This is a genomic window from Acetobacter cibinongensis (assembly GCF_000963925.1).
Classification (GTDB): Bacteria; Pseudomonadota; Alphaproteobacteria; order Acetobacterales; family Acetobacteraceae; genus Acetobacter; species Acetobacter cibinongensis.
Genome location: NZ_BAMV01000013.1, coordinates 1 through 13013 on the forward strand (window position 1 = coordinate 1; position 13013 = coordinate 13013).

Genomic DNA, 13013 nt, shown 5'->3' on the forward strand with positions numbered 1-13013 from the left:
CAGGCTATGGATATGGATGTTAAAGCGGTGCAGAACGGAAGAAACGAAAAAATGTGTCAGCGGGTCAATGGTAATTTAGAGGAAAATGGGCAGGAAACATGACCATTATAAAAAATAAAATAATTAAAGACGACGTGCTTGCACATGAATCGGAAATAACAAGAGAACATATTGTAAATATGGCTCGTCCATTGTTGAAGTGGGCGGGAGGAAAAACGCAGCTTTTAGAAGAAATAATTCCTAAAATTCCAAAAAAATATGGACGATTTATTGAACCTTTTTTCGGTGGCGGTGCAGTGTTTTTTGCCGTGCATCCAACCGGCGGAATCATTGCTGACAGTAACCCGGAATTGATTAATCTTTATCGTTCTGTGGCAGATGATGTTGACGGTGTGATTGCCCAGCTTCGATTTTATGAAAACACCGAAGAGATGTTTTATACCGTCCGCGCATTGGACGTTACCAAGTTGTCGAACACAGAGGCCGCAGCGCGGACAATTTTTTTGAACCGAACCTGTTTTAACGGTCTTTATCGGGTCAATAAATCAGGTAAATTCAATGTACCGTTTGGACGGTACAAGAACCCCAAAATCATAGATGAAGACGCGCTAAAAGCGGCTTCTGCGCTACTCAGGAAAACCACCATAATTTGCGGTGACTATAAGACAGTTTTGCAAGAAAATGCGCGGCCGGGAGACTTTATTTTTCTTGATCCGCCTTATCTTCCTGTTTCTGAGTATGCCGACTTCAAGCGCTACACTAAGGAGCAATTTTACGAAGAGGATCACGTCGAGTTGGCCTCAGAGGTTAAACGTCTACATGAGCTAGGTTGTCATGTGATTTTGACAAACTCAAACCATCCTTTGGTTCATGAGCAGTATCGGAAGTTCGCCGTAGAAGTGGTGCAAACAAAGCGGTACATCTCATGCAACGGCAAAGGCCGAACAGGCGAGGATGTGATTGTTACTGTTCCACCAAAGCAGCGTTTTAATCTGAGACTAGTTCCCGCTCTGTTACCCCAGCAGGCCATGCAATACCCTTCAACTCGTTATATGGGGTCAAAAAATAAACTACTACCAGAAATCTGGGCGGTTGCTTCTCAGTTTGAATTTGACACTGCCCTAGACCTATTTTCGGGGTCTGGCGTGGTGAGCTATATGTTTAAGTCTCACGGTAAGACCGTGATAAGTAACGACTATATGGCGATGTCGGCAACGTTTGCCAAGGCGATGATTGAGAACAACGAAATTACCTTGCGACAAGCCGAGGCATTAGCGTTGCTTGAGCCGAATAGGTCAACAGATCATTTTGTAGAAACCAAGTTTCAAGGGCTGTATTTCAGTGATGACGATAACCGCCTGATCGACATAGTGCGAGCTAACATCAAGACCGTGAAGAACCCGTATAAGCGTGCTATTGCCATGTCGGCTTTGATTCGTGCTTGTCTAAAAAAGCGCCCGCGCGGTATTTTTACCTATGTTGGTCATCGATATGACGACGGACGTAAAGACTTGTTAATGACGTTTCGTAATCAATTTCTTGAGGCTGTCGATATGGTGAATGCTGCCGTATTCAACAACGGCAGACAAAACAAGGCACGCAACGGCGATGCAATGACATTGCAGAACTGCAAACCGGGCTTGGTTTATATCGATCCACCCTATTATTCCCCGTTGTCTGATAACGAGTATGTGCGCCGCTATCACTTTGTTGAAGGCTTGGCCCGTGACTGGCAAGGCGTGGAAATTCAAGAACACACCATCACCAAGAAATTCAAGTCGTACCCCACGCCGTTTTCGTCGCGCAAGGGCGCAGCGGAAGCCTTTGATATGCTTTTTAAGCGGTTCCGCGAAAGCGTGCTTGTGGTGTCCTATTCGTCCAACAGTCAGCCGACCCTTGACGAAATGGTAGCTATCATGGTGAAGCATAAAAGCCACGTCGAAGTCGTGCCAGTTGATTACAAATATTCCATTGGAAACCAAGGTAGCAAGATTGGCGATAACAAAAACGACGTTAAAGAATATATTTTTGTAGGGTATTAATAATGGACACTTCAGATTTTTTGCAAGCCGATGATATTTATAAGGTAATCCTTGTTCCGTCTGCTGTTGATAAGGGATTTAAAACAGATGATGAGATAGAGAAGTTTATTGGGGTAGATTCTGCTGGTAGACAGGGGCGTTATTATAGATTGGCGGCTGAAAAGTTTGGTCTTGTATTTAATGAAAATAACTTGTCAACCTTGACGGTTGAAGGGCAAAATTTTGTTGCATTGGAAGATAATAGTTCAAAGATAAATTTCATTGCTAACATAATGCACAGAACGGAGCTTTTTTCACAAGCTATTAAGTATTTGGGGGGGGCAAACCCAAAGCCAAGCTTAACAGATCTTAAAGATTGGTTTGTTCAGCGCTACCCAGGAAGTGAGAATACAGCGGAGAGGCGATTCAGTACTTTTGAAAAATATCTTCGGGCCACAAGGTTTATTTAAATAATGAGGCCTTGGCATTTAGGAAACACGACCGTCCGCAGCCCTTTTCGGTTACGTGATGGTCTGGTGGCGTTGTCCACGTCATCACTGCAAGGCAATTTGCGAGGAGAAGAACAGGAACGTGCTTTCCGCTGTTTGCTGGGCGAGCATGGCATTGTTGAGCTTGGCGACGATGACACCTACAGTGTAGGGCGTAAATGGCGCTCTGCACTAAATAAGCTGGGTTTCCTTTATCCAGAAGTGCCGCCTGCCTCTGGTATCCCGCAAAGTGAAATCGGTCCTATCGACATGATTACACCGAATGGCTGGCGGCTGATTCGTGCCGATACTGTGCCGGCGATGCAGGAATGTTTTTTGCGGGCTCTGGCCGCGCATTATATCCCGTCAGCATTAGAACGGAAGTTTGATTTTTCGGTGTTCTCACCGCTGCGGCATACGCTAGCCATTATGCTTGAGTTGGAGAAGCAAACTGGGGAAAGTCGTCTCAACTTTGTTGAAATGGCGATTGTTGTGCAGCTCACCAATAGTGACAAACCACTAGCCGACATCGTTGCTCAGGTGCTAGCGTTACGGGCACGACGACTCGTATCCCCCAACAAACGTAAGTTCGACCGACAGGAGCGCGAAGCCGCCGCCGGGCTGTATGGATACGCGGCGGGCACATTCAATGACTACGCTGATACCAATCTACGCTATCTCAAGGCAACAGGGTTGGTGCAAAGTAAAGGACGTGGTCTTTCTCTGGTGCCAGAGAAGCACGTTTTTGTTGAGGAGCTGATTCAGAATGCCGGGATTCCTGACTCCGACCGCTCTTATTTCATCACCTTGTGCAATGGTGCAAAGCTACCGACTGACAACAAGGATTCAGCGCTGGTCGTGCTGGATGATTTGTTGCGACAGCTTGCAAAGCGCGGCATCTCATTTGACGCGACAGGTAAGCCAACAGACACTCCGGCAGACATAGCAGTCATTCGCCACCAGATCGAAGGGATGTTGTCGGAGCGGAACGAAGAAGAATACGCAACTCGACAAGCGGCGGAGTGGGAAGAAATCGCTGCCTACATGGAGCTCATCATTACCAGAAAAGGTAAAAAGACTCTATCAAATGGCGAAGACATCGAAGTGCCAAAGGCCGAAGCACCCGCTTATTTTGAGTGGGTTCTATGGCGTGCTTTCCTTGCTATAAACAGCTTGGAAAACAAGCCGTATGAGGCAAGGCGCTTTAAGATTGACCAAGACTTTTTGCCGGTTGGTACAGCGCCAGGGAATGGCCCTGACTTGATCTTTGAGTTTCATGATTTTGTGATAGTGGTTGAGGTCACATTGACAGACAGCTCACGACAAGAAGCCGCTGAAGGTGAACCTGTACGTCGTCATGTGGCGGATCTGGTGTCTCACTATGGGGCGCAATCCGGCAAGCCTGTGTATGGACTATTCATTGCAAATCGTATTGATTCTAACACCGCCGAAACATTCCGTATCGGCGTTTGGTTCACTCTTACAGATGACAAGATGCGTTTGGATATCATTCCGGTAACTCTCTTGCAGTTCAAAGAATTTTTTGAGGCCATTTTCGTGTCTGGTCGAGTTGAAGTCAGTTTAATCCGTGAGTTGCTCGACTTGTGCGGAGGTTTACGACCAGAACATGAAGCACCAGAATGGAAGCGTAAGATTCAACAGACCTTCAATCACCAGATTGCCGCATTACAAAATTAAGGAATTAAGTAAATGAGTAAGAGCGTGCGAGTCAATCACAGACGCCGATGGCCGTAAACGTCAGGAGGTCGTGAACTATGCCCATGCATCTGTGGGCTGTGAATGGTTAATGAACTTCAGGCTGTTGGGCGTGTGATGCTCTTGCCAGACTCATCTTCACAGATACATAATGCCTGAAACGACGAAGCCCTCGGAGCTACTAACTCCGAGGGCTTCAAAAACTCGCTATTCCGCGGCGAGGTGGATTTGATGCAAAAGGTGGTGGAACACCCGTTGCGTCCGAAGCTATATTCTAAGGATAACCGAAGCCGGTTTCAAGCCTTAGATCAGCAGGAGAGAGGAAGCCTCGCCTTTTTTGAAAGGCTTTTGGTTGTGACCTCTTTTGCTTCTACTCTCTGGACACTCACACAATCTCGTCAGATCACAGGTAAAACGCATCTTGTCTTGCAGGCACTCGCCTGCTTTCAGGGACATCGTGGATTATTCCCTAGTCATGAGAGTATTGCATCTCGTGCGGGATGTAGCGTCAGAACCGTTATCCGGGCCTTAGAGACCGCTTACCGATTAGGCATAGTCGAACGGACGCGGCAACGTCAGAGGGTAGGGTTCTGGCTCCAGCACAGATTGATCTGACGATTCAAGATCGGTTCGGGCACCAAGTGCAGCCGAAAGAATGGTTTTTGGTTCCGATAAATATTGTGTCTCAAATAGTGGAGAAAATATCTGGAGGAAGTATTGAAGGTTTTATTTATGATCCAAAGATGGTTGGTTTAGTAAAATCCTAATATCGTTAGGTTCAGGAATCATTGTTTGAGATAGAGTGATGAATCTTGATTGCAAATATGAATATATGAGCGTAGCAGATATTATCTGGTCGCTTCACATCGCCTGTCTTTCAGATTTGCGAACAAATTTTCGATAAAGTGGCGCTTTTTATACAGGTGCCAGTTGTAAGATGGCTTTGAGTTCCGGTTCTTTTTTGGGGGAATACAGGCAGTGATATTGCGCTTTGCAAACGATAACCTGATCCGGTTGCTGTCATAGCGTCTGTCCCTGATGAATTCTTCTATCTCGTCGGGGAGATCTGCTAGCAGAAGATTTTTTCTTTCAACGGATAATAACACATCAATTATATAGTTAATTTAGAAAATTAGGATATACTATCGTGAATACAAAGCCAACGTTTCCTTACGTTGAACGCAGTTCACCCGAACATGGGGCTCGATTGCTAGCCAGAAGCCTTCGTGAAAAACTCAATTTTTCGACAGAGGGAATAGAAAAACCGAAAAACTATTATGTCGCTTGGCTTGACTTGATGGGAGCTGGTAACATGATGTCGATCTCCATCCATAAAGCGGCGAATGCAATTGCTCGCATTCAGCTTGCAGTTCATTTGGCGCAGCAAGATCACAGGCTCAATTTGCGTACCGTGCCAATTAATGACGGCGTATTTTTCGTTAGTGAGAAAAAGTCTGAAATTGTTAATGTTCTAAGATCATCGATTATATATCTAGTTGGAAATTTTATTGCCAGACGCAATCACCCAGATAGATTTCTTGCTAGAGGGGGAATAGCATATGGACCAGTTTGTTTCGGAACTTCACTTACAACTCAACTGAGCAAAACCCAGAAGGGAGCAAGTGATATTTTTCAACAAGTAATTATTGGATCGCCAATTATTCAAGCTTATAAAACTGAGAGTTTAGCTCCTGTTTATGGGGTCTCTGTACATGAAAGTGCACGAGCGTTTTCACCCGAAACAGAAGAACCATTCCGTTCGACACTTTGGCGCTGGTGGCAAACTAATGATGGGGGTGGGTTTTCAAAATTTACCCCTCAGCCAGTTATTCCATTACGAGATACATTTCTCAAAGAATTAAACGAATATCTAGACTACCTAGATTCTACCTTACCGTTTCACCTTATAGCTGAAGGTAAAGTTTCCCAATGGAAAAAAGATTCACAGAGATATTACCGATAGAAATATAATGTTTGTTTTTGGTATTCGAATTTTTGATATTCGGATCAGGAAAAAATCGCGGAACTATTGCGTTTCTCTTCCGAGCAATAAGTTAGAAGAGAAACGCAGAAAGCTATTCTTACATTCGCTATAGAGAAGAGAATTTAGTGTATCTCAAGATACTCAATATAGCTCTCGTAGTCTTCTTCTTCTTCTGGATCTAGGTCGAATTCGCCATGATGCTCTGAGCAGAGCCCTTTAGCATCTAGTTGCTCTACGGTGTAAATCACGTGGTCTCCACAGCAGTAGCAAGTTCCGTATTGGGTGTCGTCCGCTGAACAAGATGCACAGACCCAGTCAGCATCATCTCCCTGCTCCACGTATCCTATAGGTAAGTTGTCAATATTGTGCTCGCCACATTCGCAGCACGCTGGAGTTAAACCATCCTGAATTATACGGGCAATTTCAGGTGCATGCTCTGGGCGAACACATGCACCTTTCATTCTCAGGATTGTAGCTCGAATGTTTTCAACATGCTTTGCCGTATGGCTCAGCCACTGGTTCTTTGTATACGGGCCTTTGGGGTCATCCAGCATTGCCTTCCGGGAATTATATCCAAGGGCGGCAGCTACGAGCATATGAGCGTGGCTTGACCTTATATTGGAACATAAGCCATCGTCCTTACTTACCTTGCGCAGGTAATCAGCGGCCTGTTTAGTAAAGTCGAAGTTTCCGTCGTTCTGGTCCATGCTTGTCGCTTTCCATCAAAGTGCGCGAGCCGTTTGAGCGTTTAAACCGGGAAATGCGCTTGATCAGAAAAGTCTGAACGGGCCATAAGAAAGTTAGTCTAGTAATCACGCTTTCATTTGTGTTTGAGGTCGCTCAAAACCAAGGCCACAACTACCTATCCCATTCCTACATGAAATTCGCACGCGATGCAAAATTTATCGAGTGCCGGGTGTTTGGTCCTGGGGTTTGATTGAGTAGCCCCTAGTTTTCTGGACGCCTTGGTTCCTAAAAATGAGCACAGAAATTGTCACATGTAGCTGAACGCATGGCTAAAAAGATGTCTGAATGCTCCAAACCGGACCTTCTGCCCCCCACATTTCTTCCATTCAAATTAGTTTGGCCCCAATCAGACTATAGTCATATTGGGACAACCCGGAGCCACGGTGTATCAACGGCTGCATGGTGGTTTTTCCGGGAGGGTTCAAATGGGACAGCGTGCGGTCATCTATTGCCGGGTTTCCACAGCCGATCAGTCCTGCGCGCGCCAGAAGGACGAGTTGAAGCGGTTTGCTGAACGCGCGGGCTATGAAGTGCTGGACGTTTTCATGGAGACCGGCTCTGGCGTCCGGGTGGATCGGGCCGAGCGTCGAAAGGTCATGGTACTGGCCCAGGCCCGTGAAATTGATGCCATCCTGGTGACGGAGCTGTCCCGCTGGGGGCGTTCGACCATTGATCTCATCTCCACGCTTCAGGAGCTGGAGAGCTATCGTGTTTCCCTGATCGCCATAACGGGGATGACGTTCGACCTGGCTACGCCACATGGACGAATGTTGGCGACGGTTCTGGCCGGGATCGCGGAGTTTGAGCGGGATCTGATCAGCGAGCGGGTGAAGTCCGGTCTGGCCGCTGCCAGGGCGCGCGGGAAGGTTCTCGGCCGACAGAAAGGACAGCGGCCGAAGTCTGATCGTCTGGCTCCGAAGGTTCTGGCGCTGGTGGCTGAAAAGCGGAGTTATCGATGGATCGCCCGCGATCTGGGAATCAGCAAGAACACTGTTGCTGCCATTGTGCAGAGGGAAAGGTGAGTTTATCGACCGTTGAATATGGGTTGCTTTCTGTCGTTCTCTATTGCCGGTCTAGTAGGTTATCGCGTATGACCACATGCAAACATGCGGTCATGTAAGGACGTTCACATGCCAACAATAGCGATTATCAGCCAGAAGGGTGGGGCTGGGAAAACCACTCTGGCCTTGCATCTGGCGGCTGCGGCTGAAGATGCTGGCCATACGGCATTGGTGATTGATGTGGACCCGCAGGCGACTGCGAGCCAATGGGCCGCATGGCGTAAGGATGTTCCGCCAGTTGTGATTGACAGTGCTCCGCCGCGCCTCGCGGCTAAGATCGAACAGGCAATGAGTCAGGGGGCTGAGTTCATAGTGATTGATACTCCGCCTCACGCGGATAGTGCGGCGAGTGCTGCCGTTGAAGTTGCTGATTTGGTGTTAATTCCATGTCGGCCGAGTGCATTCGATTTGGCAGCGATTAAAACTACTGCCAGCCTTATAAAAATGCGTGGCAAACCAGCCTTTGTCGTTTTTACAGCAGGAAGTCCGACCGCTCCGCGTATGTATGAGGAGGCCACGCAACTCGTAGAAAGCTACGGGCTGAACGCATGTCGATATATTATCGCTGATCGTGCAGTTTTTCGTCATGCTGCGGCGGAAGGGAAAACAGCAATGGAAATAGAGCCAAAAAGCAAGGCATCTGATGAGGTAAGGCTGCTTTACAAGTGGACATGCAAGCATGTAAACATGCAATCATCAAGAAAGCGGAGAGCTAGTGCATGAGCCGGAAGGGGTCTCTACTGTCGTTGCGGGACCGTGATTCCGCAATATCGCCAGTTGTAGCCACATCAGAAAGCAAGGTTGCTGCCACCAATGTTGTTGGCACACACAGCAAGGAGGTTGCGCCGAGCCGTCAGGGCAAGAAAGCCATGACGGGCTATTTTAGCCCGGAAATGTCATTTGCCATGCATATGACCGCTAGAAAGCATGGGATGAGTTTACAAGATGCGATGGCCGATGCGTTTAACGACTGGCTACGCAAGATGGGAGAAAGTCCTGTGGGCAAGTAAGCATGTGTACATGTTTGCATGCAAGCGCGTACACACATGCTGGCGTGTGCTGGAATCAGCGTATTGGGCTGCGCTCGTGCCGTTTTTTGCAAAAGCCAATAAAGGCTCCGGCAGGGCTTTTAAGCTCGGGTTTCCCCATGTCGTGCCACCATGAAACCCATTCGTCATGGAGAGCATAAATGTCATATCCTGGCGCAACGGTTTTAGCGTCATGCATGGTTTCAGGATCAATGTAGGGAGCATCCCTGACAGGGACGATAACATCGGCCTTTATTTTAAGGCTCAAACGGTTGCGAAACAGAATGATGTCGTCGGCCATTGTGATGGCATAGTCAGGAAAATGAGCATGGCTGGTGTCATGCGCACAAACTTTCTTAACCAAGGATCGAAATACGCGAAGCGGGCTATTTGAGCCACATTTTTTTTGCAGCAGTTCTAATCCGATCTTCCATTCATCTTTCATACCGCAGTGTTTGCGGGCTAGTTCGTACATGCGTCGTTCGAACGGTTTACGAAGTCGGAAATAGTCTCGGTGAAGTGTTAGGACGTTCTTGCTGATGACTGAACGATAGACCCAATCTGACAGGGTGATTTCAAGATCAAGCATTCGGCCATCAAACGTCTTACGAGTGATTCTAGCTTCTTCGATCAAACCGAAAATTCGCGTTTCTTCAATGCCGCCTGTTTGAATGTTTGTTCGCACGGTTGTTCCGCGCAAGCGTGTCAATGCGTCGGTCAGTAGCCTATAGCCTGCTCCGCTGGTTTGACGATTGGTAGCGACCAGCATGTCATAAGCTTGAAGGCGGAGTGTTCGGCCTGGTTGTTCGCCGTGATTCATTTTCGCAACGAGCTGAGAGATGCAGTAAATCAGAATATCCTTGTCATGGATCGTTGCCAGCCCTTTGCCAGACGGGATGATCTCTATGATATTCCCATTGTGTTCATAGCGTCGCATCCGGTTGTCAGGCTTGGTCGAGAGCGAAAAAACAGGATGCTCCATTGACGCCATATCATCTTTGGGAATGGCATCGAGTACGTCACAGATGAATAGATCCTGATTTGGATGGCGGACTGGCAGGAGGGGCGTGCGATCCTCACCTTCCATAGCCAAAGAAGGCGCAATGTCGAACAAGGAAGGAGAAGATTCTATCGTCATTTCAATTACAGATAGCTACTATCGTCACTTCACATACGCAAGCCAATTATCGTCATATTAGATTCAGTCTGAGCTTATCGTCATTTCAATTACGCATACTTTCTATCGTCATATTAGATTCAGTTTATCGTCATAGTGGATTCAGTTTATCGTCATAGTGGATTCACAAGACGATGGAATCTTTCAATAAAATCGTTATTATTCAGTGTGTTGTTTTGGCTCTGAAAAACCGTAACACTACTTAAACACCTATTAAACACTCTTATTCCTGTGGATAACTTTTCATTCTTTGCAATTTCCAGCTAAATTGAACCCAAGCCCCGCCTCTTGGGGGCTACGCCCCCGCCGGCTCGCGGCCTACGGCCGCCCCCATCGTGCTTCGCACGACCTCCCACCCGGCATCCCCCTGCTCGCCCTTTCAGGGCTGCGCTAAACAGATACGCCTACGGCGCAAAGTCATGATCTGACGATGCGTTCCCGCATCGTCTCTCTACCAGCATCCTCCTCCCCCGCGTCGGTGCCTTTGGCACCCTACGGGGCTCCCGCTCCGCGCTCGCCCGACGCCTGCAACACCAGAAGAACCGGGCAAGACCGTAATCTGCTCAAGGCATACCGTAGTTCAGGCGAACATTCAGCAGCTCACGTGTCGCAGTATGCCCGTCAGACGCCACTGGAAGGCCGTACAGACGCTATCAGGTGTGGTGGCGAGTTTGGAGAAGCAGACGCGCTTCATAGAGCGACAGTTCCTCATGCGGTCTCCGCACGGTTAATCCGTGCGCGCCGCGCCCTTCATGTCACGCTCTCCAACGGTGTTGAAATGAGCGTGCCGGTGGATCTGCTACAGGATTTGCACGGCGCTTCCCTGAATGATCTGGCTGAGATCGAGATCACCCCACTGGGGAATGGCCTTCACTGGCCACGTCTTGATGCTGATGTCCTGGTCGAAGGTCTCATCCACGGTATCTACGGTTCCCGAAGCTGGATGGCAGCACAGATGGGACGTGTGGGCGGATCTTCCGCCAGTCCCGCAAAGGCGGCAGCCGCACGTCGGAATGGTACGAAAGGCGGTCGGCCCAGAAACGTCGCGTAAGATACGGTTGCTGATCACTGTGAGTTAGACAGGCCGGTGAGCATGGTAATATAGCTGGAAACGGTCAGGGGCGCGTCATGGGCCATTCTAGGCCATTACCGGAAGTGGGTACGCACCATGTCCCTTTCTGGTCGGTTCTGATCTTGTAGCCTTCGATCTTGCACAGACCGAACGCCTGAATCTGTCCCCCCCCTGTCCATTTCGTAGGCCAAGCGGCCCGATGGTGAGGATAACCACCATCATTCATTGGAACACGATTTACAACCATGGGCTATTGCCAGAGCTTTCTGAGCACAAATTATTCGGTTTTTGAGGAGCGCTTCTTGCCTTCCCACACAGGCAATCTGGCGTATTCAACCGATCCCTGTGCCATACGGATATCCTGACGGGTTGAATTCGCACGCGTCAGAAGCAGGATTTCCAGCACCATAGCCATCAGCTCGTCCGGGATGCCATCCGGCTCCTGTGAGCCGGTCGCGTCCGGTGCTGTGGGTTTGGTAGCAACCTTCCGGTTCAGGTCATCCAGAAGGTCTGTAACCAGCCTCATGTCCTGACGAAGGTCCACCAGTCTTTCATTCATGCTGACCAGTTTGCGGTCACTTTTGGACTGTTTCAAAACGGTGTCCCGAATATAGCCCGACACGTTACCATCAAGAGCAACCTCCTGAAGCCATTCAGATTCATCTTCGGTGAATCTCACCGTGTATTTGCGTTCGCGCATGACGGTTCCTGTCCAATGGATATCATTTTGTCGGACGTATTGTCGCAGAAAATAGCCATAAAATCAATGAAATGCCCGACACGTGTCGGACACACAAACTGTATAGATCGAACAAAGTCTTTTGTTTTCAATGCGTTATGCAGTCCAGCGGACTGCGTCATGTGTATAGCCAGATTAAGGAGCAAAAACTGTCAGAACAGCGCAGAAAAAAGACCTTTCCCACACTCATTTATGCAGAAAACAGCGTCCTCTTTTAGCGAGCGTGAGCGAGCAGACCCGAAAAAAGCGAAAACCACCAAAAAACAACCAGAAAAACACCAGTTTGTAACCAAAAAAGAAGCATTATGGACTAGAAAAAATTCTAGAAAAGAAGCAAAAAAGAAGCGTAAAGAAACCATAAAAATATTGGAAATGAGTCAGGAGGCAGAAAAACACCAATTCGCAACCAAAAAAGAAGCAAATTAGCTGGACAGGTGGCAAAGCATTTTATTAGGTGGGAATGATCAGCGCCGGAGAACGTCAGTCGTGTCAAAATCCCAAAACAAAACAGGTTGTACACTTTCGGGACTTGTACGGACCTCTTTGAAAGAGATCGAAAGTCAGCAGTACGGTGGGCTCTCACGAGAGGATGTGTGGGAATGGTTTTGTGCAAAACATGGTGTGACCGTAACCAAAGCTACCTTCGTCAATCTGCTCTATCGGGCACGAAAGCGGGCCAAAAAAGAGCAGATAAAAAAGGCGCATCTAGCTGGTCTATCGGTCCAACAGGTCGCGTCCTTGGCTTTATCACCTCAGAGAAAATCATCGTCCTCAGTCAATGGAAAAAAAGAGCAGAAATCAGCATCAGAAGAAGCACAAAACGATAAGATTTCTGTATGGCGGGCTCGCAAGGCCGAATTGGAAAAATCCGACCCTATAGAAATCATTAAAAAATTGCAGAAGGCAGGTAAGATCAAAGCATGAAGGTGTCCGGTGCCGCATGAGGCAGGCTATGGATATGGATGTTAAAGCGGTGCAGA

14 protein-coding genes are annotated in these 13013 nt (G+C 48.0%); 11 read left to right on the forward strand and 3 right to left on the reverse strand.

Annotation, left to right across the window (positions count from 1 at the left end; translation table 11 throughout):
• Window positions 1-98 precede the first annotated feature (98 nt).
• The 5 genes from Abci_RS07995 to Abci_RS08020 all read left to right on the forward strand — a co-directional run bounded on the left by Abci_RS07995 (window position 99) and on the right by Abci_RS08020 (window position 6188).
• Window positions 99-2042 carry a Dam family site-specific DNA-(adenine-N6)-methyltransferase gene (locus Abci_RS07995; protein ID WP_084597586.1) on the forward strand — a complete coding sequence of 648 codons (1944 nt, stop codon included), beginning with the start codon at window positions 99-101 and terminating at the stop codon, window positions 2040-2042.
• 2 nt (window positions 2043-2044) lie between these two features.
• Window positions 2045-2491: a DUF7226 domain-containing protein gene (locus Abci_RS08000; RefSeq protein ID WP_048838646.1), complete on the forward strand. Its 447-nt coding sequence runs from the start codon at window positions 2045-2047 to the stop codon at window positions 2489-2491.
• A 66-nt stretch (window positions 2492-2557) separates the two neighbouring features.
• Window positions 2558-4207 (forward strand): AlwI family type II restriction endonuclease, encoded by a 1650-nt coding sequence (locus Abci_RS08005; protein ID WP_219810306.1) that lies wholly within the window; start codon window positions 2558-2560, stop codon window positions 4205-4207.
• Window positions 4208-4456: 249 nt separating this feature from the next.
• Entirely contained in the window at window positions 4457-4840 is a 384-nt protein-coding gene (locus Abci_RS14160; RefSeq protein WP_244877620.1) for a helix-turn-helix domain-containing protein, read from the forward strand.
• 532 nt (window positions 4841-5372) lie between these two features.
• A complete protein-coding gene (locus tag Abci_RS08020; protein ID WP_146807065.1) occupies window positions 5373-6188 on the forward strand; it encodes a hypothetical protein in 816 nt (271 codons plus the stop codon).
• 143 nt (window positions 6189-6331) lie between these two features.
• On the opposite strand, the gene Abci_RS08025 is transcribed toward Abci_RS08020, so the two are convergent.
• Window positions 6332-6916, reverse strand: coding sequence for a hypothetical protein (locus Abci_RS08025; RefSeq protein WP_048838648.1), 585 nt, complete (start codon window positions 6914-6916; stop codon window positions 6332-6334).
• A 465-nt stretch (window positions 6917-7381) separates the two neighbouring features.
• Between Abci_RS08025 and Abci_RS08030 the strand changes: the two genes are divergently transcribed.
• The 3 genes from Abci_RS08030 to Abci_RS08040 all read left to right on the forward strand — a co-directional run bounded on the left by Abci_RS08030 (window position 7382) and on the right by Abci_RS08040 (window position 9027).
• Window positions 7382-7978 carry a recombinase family protein gene (locus tag Abci_RS08030; protein ID WP_048838649.1) on the forward strand — a complete coding sequence of 199 codons (597 nt, stop codon included), beginning with the start codon at window positions 7382-7384 and terminating at the stop codon, window positions 7976-7978.
• A gap of 108 nt (window positions 7979-8086) precedes the next feature.
• Complete coding sequence (gene parA / locus Abci_RS08035) at window positions 8087-8740, forward strand: ParA family partition ATPase (RefSeq protein ID WP_048838650.1); 654 nt, start codon at window positions 8087-8089, stop codon at window positions 8738-8740.
• Window positions 8737-9027 (forward strand): ribbon-helix-helix domain-containing protein, encoded by a 291-nt coding sequence (locus tag Abci_RS08040; protein ID WP_048838651.1) that lies wholly within the window; start codon window positions 8737-8739, stop codon window positions 9025-9027. Before parA ends, Abci_RS08040 begins: the two co-directional genes overlap by 4 nt.
• Window positions 9028-9082: 55 nt before the next feature.
• On the opposite strand, the gene Abci_RS08045 is transcribed toward Abci_RS08040, so the two are convergent.
• The gene (locus Abci_RS08045; protein ID WP_048838652.1) at window positions 9083-10183 is read right to left on the reverse strand and encodes a replication initiator protein A; all 1101 of its coding nucleotides are present in this window, start codon (window positions 10181-10183) and stop codon (window positions 9083-9085) included.
• A gap of 691 nt (window positions 10184-10874) precedes the next feature.
• Between Abci_RS08045 and Abci_RS08050 the strand changes: the two genes are divergently transcribed.
• Window positions 10875-11273, forward strand: a complete 399-nt coding sequence (locus tag Abci_RS08050) for a DUF2442 domain-containing protein (RefSeq protein WP_048838657.1) — start codon at window positions 10875-10877, stop codon at window positions 11271-11273.
• A gap of 298 nt (window positions 11274-11571) precedes the next feature.
• Here the strand turns inward: Abci_RS08050 and Abci_RS08055 are convergent, their stop codons facing one another.
• Window positions 11572-11994, reverse strand: a complete 423-nt coding sequence (locus tag Abci_RS08055; RefSeq protein ID WP_048838653.1) for a hypothetical protein — start codon at window positions 11992-11994, stop codon at window positions 11572-11574.
• A gap of 159 nt (window positions 11995-12153) precedes the next feature.
• Here Abci_RS08055 and Abci_RS08060 point away from each other — a divergent pair, with 159 nt between their 5' ends.
• Window positions 12154-12459, forward strand: a complete 306-nt coding sequence (locus Abci_RS08060) for a hypothetical protein (protein ID WP_146807061.1) — start codon at window positions 12154-12156, stop codon at window positions 12457-12459.
• A 60-nt stretch (window positions 12460-12519) separates the two neighbouring features.
• Window positions 12520-12957 carry a hypothetical protein gene (locus Abci_RS08065; protein ID WP_146807063.1) on the forward strand — a complete coding sequence of 146 codons (438 nt, stop codon included), beginning with the start codon at window positions 12520-12522 and terminating at the stop codon, window positions 12955-12957.
• Window positions 12958-13013 lie beyond the last annotated feature (56 nt).

What these genes read in the sequence shown, in the direction of transcription:
- Abci_RS07995 (WP_084597586.1), top strand. Translation starts at nt 99, where the DNA reads ATGACCATTATAAAAAATAAAATAATTAAAGACGACGTGCTTGCACAT.
- Abci_RS08000 (WP_048838646.1), top strand. Translation starts at nt 2,045, where the DNA reads ATGGACACTTCAGATTTTTTGCAAGCCGATGATATTTATAAGGTAATC.
- Abci_RS14160 (WP_244877620.1), top strand. Translation starts at nt 4,457, where the DNA reads ATGCAAAAGGTGGTGGAACACCCGTTGCGTCCGAAGCTATATTCTAAG.
- Abci_RS08025 (WP_048838648.1), bottom strand. Translation starts at nt 6,916, where the DNA reads ATGGACCAGAACGACGGAAACTTCGACTTTACTAAACAGGCCGCTGAT.
- Abci_RS08030 (WP_048838649.1), top strand. Translation starts at nt 7,382, where the DNA reads ATGGGACAGCGTGCGGTCATCTATTGCCGGGTTTCCACAGCCGATCAG.
- parA (WP_048838650.1), top strand. Translation starts at nt 8,087, where the DNA reads ATGCCAACAATAGCGATTATCAGCCAGAAGGGTGGGGCTGGGAAAACC.
- Abci_RS08040 (WP_048838651.1), top strand. Translation starts at nt 8,737, where the DNA reads ATGAGCCGGAAGGGGTCTCTACTGTCGTTGCGGGACCGTGATTCCGCA.
- Abci_RS08045 (WP_048838652.1), bottom strand. Translation starts at nt 10,183, where the DNA reads ATGACGATAGAATCTTCTCCTTCCTTGTTCGACATTGCGCCTTCTTTG.
- Abci_RS08055 (WP_048838653.1), bottom strand. Translation starts at nt 11,994, where the DNA reads ATGCGCGAACGCAAATACACGGTGAGATTCACCGAAGATGAATCTGAA.
- Abci_RS08060 (WP_146807061.1), top strand. Translation starts at nt 12,154, where the DNA reads ATGTGTATAGCCAGATTAAGGAGCAAAAACTGTCAGAACAGCGCAGAA.